Annotated in this window: 9 protein-coding genes; 6 read left to right on the forward strand and 3 right to left on the reverse strand. The window is 72.7% G+C overall.

What is annotated here, in order from left to right; genetic code table 11:
* Positions 1-109: 109 nt before the first annotated feature.
* Positions 110-7456 carry a type I polyketide synthase gene (locus tag RM609_RS03860; RefSeq protein ID WP_311607925.1) on the forward strand — a complete coding sequence of 2449 codons (7347 nt, stop codon included), beginning with the start codon at positions 110-112 and terminating at the stop codon, positions 7454-7456.
* Here RM609_RS03860 and RM609_RS03865 read toward each other — a convergent pair.
* On the reverse strand, positions 7365-8678 hold the full coding sequence (locus RM609_RS03865; RefSeq protein WP_311607926.1) for a hypothetical protein: 1314 nt from the start codon (positions 8676-8678) through the stop codon (positions 7365-7367). The two genes, RM609_RS03860 and RM609_RS03865, sit on opposite strands and share 92 nt — an antisense overlap.
* 131 nt (positions 8679-8809) lie before the next feature.
* Between RM609_RS03865 and RM609_RS03870 the strand changes: the two genes are divergently transcribed.
* From RM609_RS03870 to RM609_RS03880, 3 genes are read left to right on the forward strand one after another with little or no spacing between them, the layout of a single operon-like run.
* Entirely contained in the window at positions 8810-9025 is a 216-nt protein-coding gene (locus RM609_RS03870; RefSeq protein ID WP_311607927.1) for a ferredoxin, read from the forward strand.
* A gap of 1 nt (position 9026) precedes the next feature.
* The gene (locus RM609_RS03875; protein WP_438828388.1) at positions 9027-10382 is read left to right on the forward strand and encodes an NAD(P)/FAD-dependent oxidoreductase; all 1356 of its coding nucleotides are present in this window, start codon (positions 9027-9029) and stop codon (positions 10380-10382) included.
* 16 nt (positions 10383-10398) lie between these two features.
* Positions 10399-11616, forward strand: coding sequence for a cytochrome P450 (locus RM609_RS03880; protein ID WP_311607928.1), 1218 nt, complete (start codon positions 10399-10401; stop codon positions 11614-11616).
* Positions 11617-11657: 41 nt separating this feature from the next.
* On the opposite strand, the gene RM609_RS03885 is transcribed toward RM609_RS03880, so the two are convergent.
* A complete protein-coding gene (locus tag RM609_RS03885) occupies positions 11658-12608 on the reverse strand; it encodes an SDR family oxidoreductase (RefSeq protein WP_311607929.1) in 951 nt (316 codons plus the stop codon).
* Between the two features lie 125 nt (positions 12609-12733).
* On the opposite strand from RM609_RS03885, the gene RM609_RS03890 reads away from it, so the two are divergent.
* The gene (locus RM609_RS03890) at positions 12734-13300 is read left to right on the forward strand and encodes a TetR/AcrR family transcriptional regulator (RefSeq protein ID WP_311607930.1); all 567 of its coding nucleotides are present in this window, start codon (positions 12734-12736) and stop codon (positions 13298-13300) included.
* Positions 13301-13376: 76 nt separating this feature from the next.
* Here the strand turns inward: RM609_RS03890 and RM609_RS03895 are convergent, their stop codons facing one another.
* Positions 13377-13787: a pyridoxamine 5'-phosphate oxidase family protein gene (locus RM609_RS03895; RefSeq protein WP_311607931.1), complete on the reverse strand. Its 411-nt coding sequence runs from the start codon at positions 13785-13787 to the stop codon at positions 13377-13379.
* 179 nt (positions 13788-13966) lie between these two features.
* Here RM609_RS03895 and ctaD point away from each other — a divergent pair, with 179 nt between their 5' ends.
* The gene (gene ctaD, locus RM609_RS03900; RefSeq protein WP_311608495.1) at positions 13967-15631 is read left to right on the forward strand and encodes an aa3-type cytochrome oxidase subunit I; all 1665 of its coding nucleotides are present in this window, start codon (positions 13967-13969) and stop codon (positions 15629-15631) included.
* Position 15632: the final 1 nt, after the last annotated feature.

A 15632-nucleotide genomic window follows, 5' to 3' on the forward strand; every position in this document is an offset into this window, starting at 1 on the left:
CCTAGGGACGGCACCTGTCCGGCCGCCCCGGGGAAGCCCCTGGGGGAACCCTGATCCCACCCCTACGGGACGCGTCCGCCGTAGAGTGAGGGCGGCCGGAGGGGGAACGATGGCAAGGGTCCACAGCGAGTTACTCCGCGCGCTGCCCACAGCGCTGAAGGAGCACGCCGCGCGCCGAGGAGGGAACACCGCCTATGAGGACGCACGGCGGAGCGTGACCTACCGGGAGCTGGAGCGGCGCACCGCCCGGCTGGCGGGCCATCTCCAGCGGCTGGGCGTACGACGCGGCGACCGGGTGGCGCTCTGTCTGGGCAACCGGGTGGAACTGGTGGAGAGTTGCCTCGCCGTCGTACGCGCGGGGGCGGTGGGCGTGCTGCTGGACCCCGGCGCGACGGACGCCGAACTGGCCCACCAACTCCGGGACTGCGAGCCCGTCCTGGCCATCACGGAGGCCGTGCCACCACCGGTGACCGGGCACGCCGGCCCGGCCCTCCGTACGGTGGCCGTGGGCGCCGCGGCGACCACGGGTGACGACCCCGCCGTCGCGCTCGCTTTCGAGGACCTCGCGACGACCGACCCCGGGATCCCGCCCCGCGACGACCTCGGCCTCGACGAACCCGCCTGGATCCACTACACCTCGGGCACGACGGGGCGGACCAAGGGCGTGGTGTCCAGCCAGCGTGCCGCGTTGTGGTCGGTGGTGGCGGGGTACGTTCCGCTGTGGGGGCTGGGTCCGCGGGACCGTCTGCTGTGGCCGTTGCCGATGACCCACGCCTACGCGCACTCGCTGTGCCTGACGGGTGTGGTCTCGGTGGGGGCGAGCGCGTACCTCCTCGACCGCGGTGTGAGCCCGGCACACGCTCCGGCCGGTCGACCGTTCACCCTCCTCGCCGGCGTGCCCGCCACATACCGGCTGCTGATGGACGGGACGCGCCGGACGTCCCGGCCGCCGCTGCCCGGCCTGCGCCTGTGCGTGACCGGGGGCGCGCCCTGCCCCGAGGAGCTGCGCGCGGAGGTCGAGGAGCGCCTGGGCGTCCCACTGCTCGACGGCTACGGCAGTACCGAGACGTGCGGAAAGATAGCCATCGCCCCGCTCGCGGCCGCCACGCCCGGCGCGCCGACACCGCCGGTGCCGGTGCCGCTGCCCGGCGTCGACGTGCGGCTGACCGACCCGACGACCGGCGAGGACGTCACCGGCGGGGACGAAGGGGAGATCCGCGTCCGCGGCCCGCATCTGATGATCGGCTACCACGATCGCCCGGACGAGATCGCGCGGGCCCTCGTCGACGGCTGGTACCGCACGGGGGACCTCGGGCGCCGCACCCGGCACGGCGGTCTGCTCGTCACCGGCCGGGTGAAGGAACTGATCATCAGCGGCGGCGAGAACATCAACCCCTCCGAGGTCGAGAACGTACTGCTGCGCTGCCCCGGCGTCGCCGACGCGGCGGTCGTCGGCGGACCGCACGACGTACTGGGCCAGGTACCTGTGGCGTTCGTGGTACCCGGCCCGCAGGGGGTGGACCACGAGGCCGTCCGTCGCGCGTGCCGCCAACATCTGTCGGCCTTCAAGGTTCCCGTCGAGATCCACGAGAGCGCCGCACTGCCCCGTACCGCCTCCGGAAAGACCGAACGGCGGCTGCTGGCCCGGCGATTGGCCGAGCACTCGCCGGAGGCACGCGCGACCGCAACCGCGGCGCTCCTCGCGCGCATGCGACCGCTGCCCGCGCCCGCGCGGTACGAGGCCCTCCTGCGACTGGTCCTGGACGCCCTGGCCGCGACCGGCGGCACACAAGGAGACGTGGCACCGGATCTGCCCTTCACCGCCCTCGCGCTCGACTCCCTCGGGGGCGTACGGCTGCGCGACCGGCTCGGTGCGGCGACCGGTCTGATGTTGCCCGCGACGCTGGTGTTCGACCATCCGACGCCCGCCGCCGTCGCCCGAAGCCTGTACGCCGCCCTTCTCGACGAGCCCACACCCAACGTCAACGCCGACATGACGCCCCGTCAGAGCAGCGACGACAGCGATCCGGTGGCCATCGTCGCGATGGCCTGCCGCTACCCGGGAGCCACGCGCGACGTCACCTCCCCCGAGGACCTGTGGCGGCTGGTCGCGGACGGCACCGACGCGACGTCCGGCTTCCCGTCCGACCGCGGCTGGGACCTGGCCGGGATCTTCGACCCCGACCCCGACCGGCTCGGTACGTCCGTCACCCGCCGGGGAGGATTCCTGCGCGGGGCGGCGGACTTCGACGCGGCGCACTTCGGCATGTCCCCCAGGGAGGCCCTGGCCACGGACCCGCAGCAGCGGCTGTTGCTGGAGGTCTCGTGGGAACTGCTGGAGCGGGCGGGCATCGTCCCGGCCACCGTACGCGGCAGTGACACCGGCGTGTTCGTCGGCGTGATGCACGACGACTACGCGGGCCGTCTCCTGCACCGGGGGCCGCACGAGTTGGAGGCGCATCTCGCGCTGGGGTCGGCGGGCAGCGTGGCGTCCGGGCGTATCGCCTATCAGCTGGGGCTGCGCGGTCCCGCCGTGACCGTGGACACCGCCTGTTCGTCGTCGTTGGTGGCGCTGCACTGGGCGGCCCGGGCGCTGCGGTCGGGCGAGTGCTCGCTGGCCGTCGCCGGAGGAGCGACCGTGATGGCCACGCCGGCGCCGTTCGTGGCCTTCAGCAGGCTGCGCGGTCTGGCACCGGACGGCCGGTGCAAGCCGTTCTCCGCGGCGGCCGACGGCACCGGCTGGTCCGAGGGGGTGGGCCTGGTCCTGCTGGAGCGGCTGTCCGACGCCCGTCGCAACGGTCACCCCGTGCTGGCCGTCCTTCGCGGTTCGGCCGTCGCGTCCGACGGCGCCTCCAACGGGCTCACCGCCCCCAGCGGCCCCGCCCAGCAGCAGGTCGTCCTCCGGGCGTTGGCCGACGCGGGTCTGTCACCGGCCGACATCGACACCGTCGAGACGCACGGAACGGGCACCGCGCTGGGCGACCCCGTGGAGGCCCAGGCACTACTGGCCGTCCACGGGCGCGAACGTCCCCGGGAGCGGCCGCTGTGGCTGGGCGCGCTCAAGTCCGTCATCGGGCACACGCAGGCCGCGGCGGGCGTCGGCGGAGTCATCAAGACCGTCATGGCCATGCGCCACGGGACGCTGCCGCGCATCCTGCACTGCGCACAGCGCTCCCCTCACGTGGACTGGTCCTCGGGACGGGTGCTGCCGCTGACGGAGGACCGGCCCTGGCTGCCGGTGCCGGGCCGTCCCCGGCGTGCCGGGGTTTCCGCGTTCGGGATCGGCGGGACCAACGCCCACGTCGTCCTGGAGGAGGCCGTCCCCGCGACAGCCGCCACCTCCCGGCCCCCGGCGCGGAAACCCGTACCCGCGCTGCTGCTGTCGGGCACGGACGCCGAAACGGTCCGTGCCCAGAGCCGACGGATCGCCGGCCTGCTGCGGCGGGACCCCGAACTGTCGCCGCTGGACGTCGGCTTCTCCCTGGCCACCACCCGCGCCGCGCTCCCCCACCGCGCCGCCGTACCGGCCGGCGACCGTACCGCGCTGCTCGACGCGCTGGACGGCCTGGCGGCGGGCACGATCCGCAGAAGCGTCGTCCAGGCGACCGCCGCGCCCTCGGCCCGGCTCGCCGTGCTCTTTCCCGGCCAGGGGACGCAACACCCGGGCATGGGCCGCGCCCTGCACGACGCGTTCCCCGCCTTCGCCACCGCCTTCGACTCCCTCTGCGAGCGTTTCGACGAGTTGTTCAAGACAGACGAGGCGTTCAAGGAATTCGAGGTGTTCGAGGCCGGCCGGAGTGACTGGAGCGACTGGAAGCTGCCGCCCCTCCGGGATGTGCTGTGGGCGGAGGAAGGTTCCCGGGAGGGCCGGGCGGTCCTCGACCGGACGGACGTCGCCCAAGCGGGCCTGTTCGCCTTCGAAACAGCGCTGTTCCGGCTGCTGGAGTCCTGGGGTGTACGCGCCGACGTCCTCGCCGGGCACTCCTTGGGGGAACTGGTCGCGGCCCATGTGGCGGGCATCCTGACGGAGCACGACGCCGTGGCCCTCGTGGCGGCGCGCGGACGGCTCATGCAGCGGCTCCCCACGGGCGGGGCCATGGTGGCCCTGGAAGCCTCCGAGGACGAAGCCCTGGCCGAACTGGCCGAACTCACCGAACTGTCCGAGGTGGCGGACCGCGTGGCCGTCGCCGCGGTGAACGCACCGCGCTCGGTCGTCGTCTCCGGTGCCGAGGCGGCGGTACTCGCCGTCGCGGACCGCTTCACCGCCCGTGGGCGACGTGCCACCCGGCTGCGGGTCGCCCACGCCTTCCACTCCCCGCTGATGGAACCGGCGCTCACCGCCTTCGGACGGATCACCTCGGGCCTCACCTACCGCGAGCCCCGCATCCCGGTGCTGTCGTCCCTCACCGGGCGCCCTGCCGAAGGGGACGATCTGCGCTCGGCCGCCTACTGGGTACGTCACGCCCGCGAAACCGTACGCTTCGCCGACGTGGTGCGCCGGATCACGCACGACGAACACATCACCGTCCTCGCCGAGCTCGGCCCCGGCGCACCCCTCACCGCGGCGGCGAGGGCCGCATGGACGGAGGAAGCGGCGGAGAACGACCGTCCGCCCGCGAGGGAGCCGGTGTTCACCGCCACCATGCGCCCCGAGGTCCCGGAACCCGTCACACTCCTGTCCGCCGTGGCGCGACTTCACGTGGAGGGCGTCACGGTCGACTGGCACCGGGTGTACGAAGGCAGCGGCGCCCGGCGCGTCGAGCTGCCCACCTACCCGTTCCGGCGACAGCGCTACTGGCTGCCCGACAACGCCGCCCCGCCGACGCCCACTGGGGACGATCCCGGCCATCCGTTGCTCACCGAGACCATCACCCTGGCCGGAACGCGACGCCTGCTGCGCACCGGCCACCTCTCCGGCACGGCCCAGCCATGGCTGCGCGAGCACACCATCGCCGGGCGCGTGCTCGTACCCGCGACGGTGTTCGCCGAAATGGCCCTCCACGCCGGTGACGCCTGCGGGCTCGACGTACTGGAGGACTTCGTCCTGCTGACTCCGCTGGCTCCGCTGGACCTGCCCGGCGCGGACGGCCCGGTTCAGCTCCAGGTCGTGCTCGGCGAGCCGGACTCCGACGGCCGCCGCACGGTGAACGTCCACTCCCGCCCCCACGCTTCGGGCGCGCTCGGTGCCTGGACCCACCACGCGACGGGACGACTCGGGCCCGTCACGGCAGTCACGGCAACCCAGAAAGACAACCCGGAGGGCCATGCCGAGGCATGGCCGCCGATGGGGGCCACGCCCGTGGACCTCACCGGCGCCTACGAGCGACTGGCCGACGCGGGACACGCCTACGGCCCGGCTTTCCGGGGCGTGACGGCCCTGTGGCGGAGGCGCGCGGACGACGGGCCGGGGGACCGGGCCGCGTCGGAAGAGCTGTTCGCCGAGGTGCGGCTGCCCCGGGAGCTGCACCCCGAAGCGCGCCGCTACGGCATCCATCCCGCGCTCCTGGACGCGGCACTGCACGCCCGCCTGCTCGCCACCGCGCCGAAGAAGACCGGCCCCGCGCGTGTCCCCTTCGCCTGGCGCGGCACGGCCGTCCACGCCGTCGGGGCCACGGCGCTGCGCGTCCGCATCCGCAGCACGGGAACGGATACGTTCACCGTGCGCCTCACCGATCCGTCGGGCGCACCGGTGGCCCGGGTGGAGTCCTTGACCACGCGCCCGCTGCCGCCGTCCCTGCCCGACGCCGAGGACAGTGCCGATGAGGGGAAGGGAGCGCTGTACCGCCCCCACTGGGTGCGCCTTCCGGTCGGCGGGGGCGGGCGGGCACCGGTCGTGGGGGTGCCCGACGACCTGGGGCTGGGCGCCCTCTTCCCCGACACCGGTGCCGCCGAGAGCGGCACAGGCTACAGGGCAACGGTCGTCTCGCTGGCCGGCTCGTCGGCGGGCGAGCCGGTCGCGGTCACGCATTCCCTCACCGCGCGGGCCCTGCGGGTGCTGCGCGAGCATCTGTCCCGTCCGGCGGTGCGTGGTGAGCGACTGGTCGTGGTCACGCGTGGGGCCTTCCGCCACGATCCGGGCTCTTCGGATCTGTCGGCGGCGACGGTATGGGGTCTCGTGCGTTCCGCGCAGTCGGAGTATCCGGACCGGCTGGTGGTCGTCGACCTGGACGGGCATCCCTCGTCCGCCGCCCTGCTGCCCGCCGCCATCGCCACCGGCGAACCGCAACTGGCCCTCCACGAAGGCACCGTCCGCGTCCCCCGCCTGGCACTCGCCACGCCTTCCCTCCCCCTGGGAAAGCCACCCCGCGACGGCCTCATGGGCGGCGGCACCGTGCTGATCACGGGAGGCACCGGTGGGCTCGGCGCGCTCCTCGCCCGGCACTTGGCCGGCCGTCATCGGGTCCGGCATCTCGTCCTTGTCAGCCGCCGTGGCCCACGGGCGGCAGGAGTGTCCACGCTACGGGCCGCGCTGGAGCGGAGCGGGGCCCGCGTGGACGTACTCGCCTGCGATGTCGCCGATCCCGCTCAACTGCCGGACCTCGTCGCACGGTACGCCGTCACGCTCACGGCCGTCGTGCACGCGGCCGGTGTGCTGGACGACGGCATCCTGGAGTCCCTCACCCCGGGACGGCTCGAAGCGGTGCTGCGGCCGAAGGCGGACGCGGCGTGGGCCCTCCACGAGGCCACCAGGGAGCTGCCGTTGTCGCGCTTCGTCCTGTTCTCCTCCGCCGCCGGTCTGCTGGGAAACCCGGGGCAGGCCAACTACGCCGCCGCCAACGCCTTTCTCGACGCCCTGTCCCGCCATCGCGCCGCCCTCGGCCTTCCGGCACTGTCCCTCGTCTGGGGGCCGTGGGGCGGGCAGGACGGCATGGCGGCCGCACGAGCCGACCGCCCCGGCGGAGCGGCGGCGGACGGGTTGCTGCGACCGATGGCGCCCGCCCGCGCGCTGGCCCTGTTCGACGCCGCACTGGCCGCGGACGAACCGGTGCTCGCGCCACTTCTGATCGCCCCACCGAGCGCCGACGCCGACGTCCCACCACTCCTGCGGGAGCTACGGCGCCCGGCTCGCCCCACGGCCCACTCCATGCCCGAAGGCGACGGCTCCGACGCGACGGCCGTGACAGCCGTGACAGCCGTGACAGCAACGACATGGCGGTATCGACTCGGTGCGCTGCCGGACGCCGAGCGGGAGCCGGCGCTGCTGGAGCTGGTCCGTGAGGAGATCGCCGAGGTGCTCGCCCATCCGCACGCGTCGGCCGTGGCACCCGACCGGCTCTTCCTGGAGCTGGGCTTCGACTCCCTCACGGGGGTCCTGCTGCGCAACCGCCTGAGCGAGTGCACGGGTCTGCCCTTGGCCGCGACCGTCATCTTCGACCGTCCCAGCGCTCGGGAGCTGGCCGGTCACCTGCACGAGGAACTGCGTCGGGCAGGGGCCTTCTCGCTCCCGCCCTCTTGAGCAGTTCGTTCACGGAGCCGGTGAAGCGACGGCCGTCGACGAGGCGGCAGCCGATGGTCCAGGCGCCGGGGTCGTCCCCCAAGTGGTGGTCGGCCGACTCCGTGATGCCCCGGACCAGCCGCATCGCCCCCTCCTGGTCCTGACGGGTGATCACGCACTGTCCCGGGTACCGTCGCGCGGCACCGGGCAGCCCTGCCGCGTCACGCAGCACGAGATCCGCGGGGTGCGCCAGCTCAAGGATGTCGGCGACGTCGACGCCGCCCTCGGCCACATACGAGAGGGGCGCCGAGAGGGAGAGGTCCCGCTGCAACGGCAGGGTGCGCAGCAGGTGGAGGCCTGTGGGACGGTCGGAAAGGAGCCGGGACCACACGAGCCGGTCCGTCCATTGGGTGGCCACCAGTGCCCGCAGCTCCTCCGGACACCGCGGGTGGGTCACGAGCTCGGGTGCCTGTCGGCGCAGCTCCGGGTTGTCGGCGTCCACCGCCCGCCGGACGGCGTCCCAGTCGATCGTGATCCACCGCTGGTCGGGCTCGGGGTCGGGTTCCGCGGCGTATTCGCCGAAGAGGTGGTCGCGGCGCCGCCGGTCGTCCGCGAGGGCGTCGCGCAACGCCCGCGCGGTGCCCTCGCGCGTGGAGGTCTCGAAGGCCGGACGCACTTCGTCCAGGAGCGCCCGGCCGCCCGCCTCCACCACCTGTGCGAGCAGGTCGAAGCGGTCGCCGCGCGCCAGCAGCAGGCCGGCCGCCAGTTGTTCGCCGGCGTCCAGGTGGACGCGGTCGCGCGCGTAGCCGGGGGCGGGCCAGTCGGGCAGCAGGGCGCGCAGGCGCAGCAGCGGGTGTCCGGCCAGGAGGAAGTCGCGTGGGAAGGGCTCGCCGGCGAAGGGCCAGTCGGCTTCTCCGTCGCGCCAGGCCGTCAGGAACGGCGGCAGGTCGGGGCGGGCGAAGAGTGCCGGGGAGCCGGGGCTGACAAGCGTGGTCCTGCGGGCCCACTCCTGCCGGGGGTCCCACAGCAGGCCCTCGAACTGGTCGCGTCCCCGGTCCGCCCTCTCGCCGTCCTCGGCCGCCGTCTTCGCGTCGCGGCGTATGGCGTGGTTCTTCTCCCACAGGCCCTCGGGCAGCCGGTCGCCCGGCGTGGCGATCAGGCGCAGCCGTGCGGCGACCTCCTTCAGGAGCTGATGAGAGCCCACGTAGTACAGCAGTGAGGGAATCCGGGTGGCGGCAGGCATGCGCCCACGGTAGCCGCGCGGTGCGGCCCCGCCGTGCCCCGGACGGAGCAATCCGCCTGGCGTCGAGCCCCGGACGGGCATAGGTAGGAGGAGGCGGTGAACGGCATGCGGGCCAGGAGGAGCTGTCCGGGATGCAGATCGTGGTCGATCTCAATCGGTGTCAGGGGTACGCCCAGTGCGTGTTCCTCGCTCCTCGGGTGTTCGAGCTGCACGGTGAGGAGGGCCTGCTCTACGTGCCCACAGTGCCGGAGGGCCAGGGCGAGCATGTGCGGCGGGCCGCGGCGGCCTGCCCGGTGCAGGCCATCATGGTCGGGGAGCAGGCGGGTGGTGACGCCGGTGTCCGGTGAGATGAGGGACGGGCGGATCGTCGTCGTCGGGGCTTCGCTGGCCGGGCTGCGCGCGGCCGAAGCGCTCCGGGACGGGGGGTTCGAGGGTGAGCTGACCCTGGTCGGGGACGAGCCGCGGCGGCCCTACGACCGGCCGCCCCTGTCCAAGCAGGTGCTGCTCGGCAAGGCGGGTGCCCAGGAGTGCGGGCTGCCGGCCCGCCGTGAGCTGGACGCGCGGTGGAAGCTCGGCGTGGCCGCCACCGGCCTCGACCCCAACGGCAAGAACGTGCTGCTCGCCGACGGGGAGCGGCTGCCCTTCGACCGGCTGCTGATCGCCACCGGCACCCGCGCCCGGCCCTGGCCGAACCCCGACGAGGCCGCGCTGGAGGGCGTCTTCACGGTCCGTACCAGCGACGACGCGGGCCGTCTCGCCGCGGCCCTGGACGCCGGGCCCCGCCGGGTCCTGGTCATCGGCGCCGGGTTCACCGGCTCGGAGGTCGCCTCCGCCTGCCGGGAACGCGGCCTGGAGGTGACCGTCGCCGAGCGCGGCCGGGCGCCCCTGATCGGCGCGCTGGGCGGCACGGTCGGCGACTGGGCCACGAAGCTCCAGCGGGCGCACGGTGTCGACCTGCGCTGCGGCGTCACGGTCACCGCCCTGACAAGCTCCGGCGGGCGGCTCACCGGCGCCGAGTTCTCCGACGGCAGCCGGATCGAGGCCGACGTCGCCGTGGTCTGTCTGGGCGCGGTCCGCAACACCGAGTGGCTGTCCGACTCCGGCCTGGCGGCCGGCCCCCGGGGGGTGGCCTGCGACGCGGGCTGCCGCGTCTTCACTATGTACGGCATCGTCACGGACGACGTCTTCGTCGCCGGTGACGTGGCCCGCTTCCCCCACCCGCTGTTCGAGTACCAGCTGATCGCTCTGGAACACTGGGGCAACGCCGTGGCGCAGGCCGAGGTGGCCGCCCACAACATGATCAGTCCCGGTCCGCTGCGCCGGCCCCATCTGGCCGTACCGGCCTTCTGGTCCAGCCAGTTCGGCCTCAACATCAAGTCGGTGGGCGTGCCGACCTTCTCCGACCAGGTCGTCCTCGCCCAGGGCTCTACGGACGAACGCCGTCTGGTGGTCGTCTACGGCTATCGCGGGCGTGTCACCGCCGCCGTGACCGTCAACCGGGCCAAGTGGCTGGAGCATTACCAGCGTCTCATCGAGACCGCGGCCCCGTTTCCGCCCGGCCCGGGCGCCGCCGATCACCTCGCGGACGGCGAGCCCGTCCCCTCCGACGTACCCGACCCCCGCGTGCTCACCCACGGCCCGACCGTCGCCCTCACCGGGCACCTGCCCGACCGCCGCCTGACCCTGATCCGGCCCGCCGGCTGACACCAGGAGCCCGTCCATGTCCTCCGAGACCCTCTTCCGCCGGATCACCGACTACGCCGGCCGTCCGGACCCCTACCCCCTTTACGCCGAACTCCGCGAGCACAAGGTGGCGCGGCAGGAGGACGGCAAGTACCTGGTGGGCACGTACCACGAGATCACCGCGCTGCTCCACGACCCGCGGATCAGCTCCGACGTGCGCAACCGCACCGAGCCCGACCCGGACCTCCTGCCGACGGAGGGACTGCCGCCCGCCTTCATCGGGCGCGACGACCCCGAGCACGACCGCCTCCGCCGCCTGGCCATGCGGCCCTTCGGCCCGCCCCACACCCCCGGCCGGGTCGACGCGCTGCGCGGCGACATCACCCGCATCGCCGGGGAGCTGGCGGACGGGCTCCGGGACAAGGAGCGCCTCGACCTCGTCGAGGACTTCGCCTTCCCGCTGCCGGTCACCGTCATCTGCGACCTGCTCGGTGTGCCATCCGAGGACATCCCCCAGGTCCACGCCTGGGCCGACACGGTCGTCTCCGGGCTCGACTTCACTCCCGGAGAGGACCCCGGGCCGCGCCTGCGCGCCGCGCAGGAGGCGCGGACGGCGATGGGCCTGTACCTCGGCGGACTCGCCGAGCAGCGGCGCCGAAACCCCACCGACGACATGCTCTCCGCCCTGGCCAACGAGAGCGGCCCCGACGGACTGCTCACGCAGGAAGAGCTGATGGTCACCACCGTCCTGCTCCTGATCGCCGGCCATGAGACCACCGTCAACCTCATCACCAACGGCATGCTCACCCTCCTCCGCAACCCCGAGGCTCTCAAGCGGCTGCGCGCCGAGCCCGAGCTGATGCCCAGAGCCGTGGAGGAACTGCTGCGTTTCGAACCTCCCGTGCAGTTCCTACCGCAGCGCACCCCGCTGGCCGACATCGAGGTCGCGGGAATCACCATCCCCAAGGGCGTGCCGTTGGTCCTCGTCCTCGCCTCCGGCAGCCGTGACCCGCTGCGCTTCCCGGACGCCGACCGCTTCGTCCCCGACCGCGAGGACAATGTGCACTTCGGCTTCGGCAGCGGCATCCACAACTGCTTCGGCGCGCCCCTGGCCCGCCTGGAGACACAGATCGCCCTCACCACACTCATCAACCGCCTGGACAACCCACGACTGTTGGAGGATCCGCCGGAGTACCGCAGCAGCCCCGTCCTGCGCGGCCCGCGCCACCTGCCGCTCGCGCAGGAGCCGCGCTGACCGGGGTGGTCAGCGCGTGCGCCGGGGCGGGGACGACCGTGTCACCACGCGTTCGTGGGGGCCGAGGCGTCGAAGTAGTGGCCCTTCTCTAGGTCGTCGACGAGCCCCGGGCGCGTCGGCCGCCACCCCAGCAGTTCGCGGGTCAGCGCGCTCGACGCCGGGCTGTCGAGCGCGAGGAAGCTGGCCAGCCAGCCGAAGTGCGCAGCGGCGTCCTCGGGGGCGATGGAGGCCACGGGCAGGCCGAGGTGTCGTCCGGCCACTTCCGCGACGGCGCGCAGGGGCACGGCCTCGTCGGCCACCGCGTGCAGAGTCGAGCCGTCGGGGGCCTTCTCCAGCGCCAGCCGGAACAGGTGGGCGGCGTCGAGCCGGTGTACCGCCGGCCAGCGGGCGGCACCGTCGCCGATGTAGCCGGAGACCCGCTTCTCCCGGGCGATGCCGACCAGCGCGGCCATGAAGCCGTGGTCGCCCGCACCGTAGACGGTCGGCGGCAGGCGCAGGACGCAGGCGCGGACCCCGCGGGAGGCGAGCGAGAGCGCCAGTTCCGCGACGGCGTGCCGGCCTTGCAAGCCGCCGTTGTCGTGCGCCGCCGGGTCCGGGGCGGTGTCGTGCCCGTCCTTCTCGGTGCTCACTCGGCCCGGCGTGACCCCGAGCAGGCCGGAGGCGAGGACGAAGGGCCGGCCGGACCCGGCGAGCGCCGCGCCGAACGCCTCGACGGCGCGCCGGTCCGCCTCGACGGCGCCCGCGAAGTCCCCCGAGAAGGCGATGTCGTGCTTGAAGGCGAGGTGGATGACGCCGTCCGACTCGGCGGCCGCGCTCCGCAGGCCGTGGAGGTCGTCGAGGGTGCCGCGGCGCACCTCGGCCCCGGCGGCGGTGAGGGCGGCGGCCGAGGCGTCGGAACGGGCGAGCCCGACGACCTGGTGGCCCGCGCCGATGAGCTCGGGGACGACGGCGGAACCGATCCAGCCGGAAGCGCCGGTGACGAATACACGCATGAGAAGACCCCCCTGGTGAGTGGCCGCCGGGCCGGTAAGGCCCATGGCGGCGCCACGCTGATGTCAGCCTCTGACATCGACGGTAGCACTCGATGTCAGAAGCTGTCATCACGTAGGATGCGCACATGGGGAGATGGCAGCCGAACGCGCGTGGCCGGCTCGCGGAGGCCGCCATGGAGCTGTTCACCGAGCGGGGTTACGAGCAGACCACCGTGGCCGGGATCGCCCAGCGCGCGGGCCTGACGGAGCGGACGTTCTTCCGGCACTACGCCGACAAGCGCGAGGTCCTGTTCGGTGGTTCGGGCGCGCTGCGGGAGATCATCGCGGGCACCCTCGTCGGCCTCCCGGAGGCCGTGGCGCCGATGCCGGCGATGGGTGCGGCGCTGGAGTCCGTCGCGGCCGAGTTCCATGAAAGCCACGCCTACGCACGACGCCGCCAGGCCGTCATCGCCGCCAACGCGGAGCTCCGGGAACGCGAGCTGATCAAGCTGGCGTCCCTGGCCGCGACCGCCGCCGACGCATTGCGTCAGCGGGGCGTCGGGGAACCGGCGGCGACCCTCGCCGCCGAGGCGGGCATCGCCGTCTTCAAGGTCGCCTTCGAGCGCTGGACCGCCTCGACCGGTCGTCGGCCCCTGTCACAGTTCATCCAGGAGTCGCTCGACGAGCTCAAGGCCGTGACTGCGGGCGCCTGAAGGGCTGCGCCGGGGCTGCCGGCCGCGCTGGGCGCCACCCTGGTACTGCTGTGGTTCCGCCGCCCGGCCCGGCCTGTCACGCCGTCGTCTGTGAACTGATGCGATAGCCCGTGACCAGATCGAGGCTGATGCTGACCGTATGGGTCATGTCGGCGCCGATCCATGGTTCGAGCGCGGCCTGATAGCGCTGCTGGAGGTCCGGATCCCGTACGAGGCGGGCCTCGCCTGTCACCACCACGCTCCACCCGGTGCGTCGCTCGGTGTCGAACTCGTCGGCTTCGTACGCCACCACCGCTCCGTCGCGTGCGGGGCCGAGGAGCGCGGCGCCGGTGTGGGCACGGATGATGACGCGATCGTCGAGGAGGACGTGGTTGACGGGACGGACGGCGGGCAGTGCCCGATGGCTGAAGACCAGCCGGCCGATCTTCGCGCCCTTCAGCAGCCTGAGCGCCTCGTACCGCGGAAGCGGTTCTGTGATACGGGCCATGTCCTCAGTAGACATATCCGCCGAGCGGGTTCCTAGGGCTGAACGGTCCCGGACCGGGGCCCCTCGGGGCGCGTACGTCGGGGCCCACGGCCCTGTCGGCTGCCCGGCGGGGAAGCCGACCATGATCCCGTCATTGTCCTGAAATCATGTGGAGTTGATGGTCCGTGGACGGTATCGGCATGGGAGCGGACGGGAGGACCGAGGAGCGGCGCGCGCCGGTGGCGGCCGGCACGGAGTCCGCGCGGAGTCCCCGGGGCGCGGTGGTGGACTGGCTGACCACCACGGACCACAAGAGGATCGGGACGCTCTATCTGGTGTCGGCGTTCGCCTTTTTCGTCATAGGCGGCCTGATGGCCCTGCTGATGCGCGCCGAACTCGCCCGGCCGGGGACGCAACTCCTGACGAACGAGCAGTTCAACCAAGCCTTCACGATGCACGGGTCGGTGATGCTGCTGCTGTTCGCGATGCCGTTGTTCACGGGGTTCGCCAACTGGCTGATGCCCTTGCAGATCGGCGCGCCGGACGTGGCGTTCCCGCGGCTGAACATGCTCGCCTTCTGGCTCTTTCTCTTCGGTTCGCTGATAGCTGCGGCCGGGTTCCTCACACCGCAGGGGGCCGCGGACTTCGGCTGGTTCGCTTACGCGCCGCTGTCGGACGCGACCCACTCCCCCGGTGTCGGCGCCGATATGTGGATCATGGGGGTGGCGCTGTCGGGATTCGGCAGCATTCTGGGCGCGGTCAATTTCATCACCACCATCGTGGGCATGCGCGCGCCGGGCATGACGATGTTCCGTATGCCGATCTTCACCTGGAACGTGCTGCTGACCGCCGTGCTCATCCTGCTCGTGTTCCCCGTGCTGGCCGCCGCCCTGCTCGCGCTGGAGATGGACCGGAAGTTCGGCTCGCACGTCTTCGACTCCGCCAACGGCGGCGCGCTGCTCTGGCAGCACCTGTTCTGGTTCTTCGGCCACCCCGAGGTGTACGTACTGGCCCTGCCGTTCTTCGGCATCGTCTCGGAGGTCGTGCCGGTGTTCTCCCGGAAGCCGATGTTCGGCTATTGGGGCCTGATCGCGGCGACGATTTCCATCGCGGGCCTGTCGGTGACCGTGTGGGCGCATCACATGTATGTCACCGGTGGTGTGCTCCTGCCGTTCTTCTCCTTCATGACCTTCCTGATCGCGGTCCCGACCGGTGTGAAGTTCTTCAACTGGATCGGCACCATGTGGAAGGGCTCGCTGTCCTTCGAGACCCCGAGGCTCTGGGTCACCGGTTTTCTTCTCACGTTCGTCTTCGGTGGGCTGACGGGCGTGATCCTCGCGGCACCACCGCTCGATTTCCACGTCTCCGACACATATTTCGTCGTGGCCCACTTCCACTACACACTCTTCGGCACCGTGGTGTACGCCATGTTCGCCGGCTTCCACTTCTGGTGGCCGAAGTTCACCGGCAAGATGCTCGACGAGCGGCTCGGCAAGGTCACCTTCTGGACCCTCACCGTTGGCTTTCACACCACGTTCCTGGTGCAGCACTGGCTGGGCGCGGAGGGCATGCCGCGCCGCTACGCGGACTATCTCGCGTCCGACGGTTTCACGACGCTGAACACCGTCTCGTCCATCGGCTCGTTCCTGCTGGGCCTGTCGATCCTGCCGTTCTTCTACAACATCTGGAAGACCGCCAAATACGGCAAGAAGGTCGAGGTCGACGATCCGTGGGGCTACGGCCGCTCGCTGGAGTGGGCGACCTCCTGCCCGCCGCCGCGGCACAACTTCACCACGCTGCCGCGCATCCGCTCCGAATCCCCGGCGTTCGACCTCCACCACCCGGACGTCGCCTCGCACCCCTGAC

The sequence above is a fragment of the Streptomyces hesseae genome, assembly GCF_031845785.1.
GTDB classification, from domain to species: domain Bacteria; phylum Actinomycetota; class Actinomycetes; order Streptomycetales; family Streptomycetaceae; genus Streptomyces; species Streptomyces hesseae.

Bases quoted from the DNA above. Each gene is read 5' to 3' on its own strand.
- RM609_RS03885 (WP_311607929.1), bottom strand. From the start codon at position 12,608: ATGCGTGTATTCGTCACCGGCGCTTCCGGCTGGATCGGTTCCGCCGTC.
- RM609_RS03895 (WP_311607931.1), bottom strand. From the start codon at position 13,787: ATGGCCCGTATCACAGAACCGCTTCCGCGGTACGAGGCGCTCAGGCTG.
- RM609_RS03890 (WP_311607930.1), top strand. From the start codon at position 12,734: ATGGGGAGATGGCAGCCGAACGCGCGTGGCCGGCTCGCGGAGGCCGCC.
- RM609_RS03875 (WP_438828388.1), top strand. From the start codon at position 9,027: ATGAGGGACGGGCGGATCGTCGTCGTCGGGGCTTCGCTGGCCGGGCTG.
- RM609_RS03860 (WP_311607925.1), top strand. From the start codon at position 110: ATGGCAAGGGTCCACAGCGAGTTACTCCGCGCGCTGCCCACAGCGCTG.
- ctaD (WP_311608495.1), top strand. From the start codon at position 13,967: ATGGGAGCGGACGGGAGGACCGAGGAGCGGCGCGCGCCGGTGGCGGCC.
- RM609_RS03880 (WP_311607928.1), top strand. From the start codon at position 10,399: ATGTCCTCCGAGACCCTCTTCCGCCGGATCACCGACTACGCCGGCCGT.
- RM609_RS03870 (WP_311607927.1), top strand. From the start codon at position 8,810: ATGCAGATCGTGGTCGATCTCAATCGGTGTCAGGGGTACGCCCAGTGC.
- RM609_RS03865 (WP_311607926.1), bottom strand. From the start codon at position 8,678: ATGCCTGCCGCCACCCGGATTCCCTCACTGCTGTACTACGTGGGCTCT.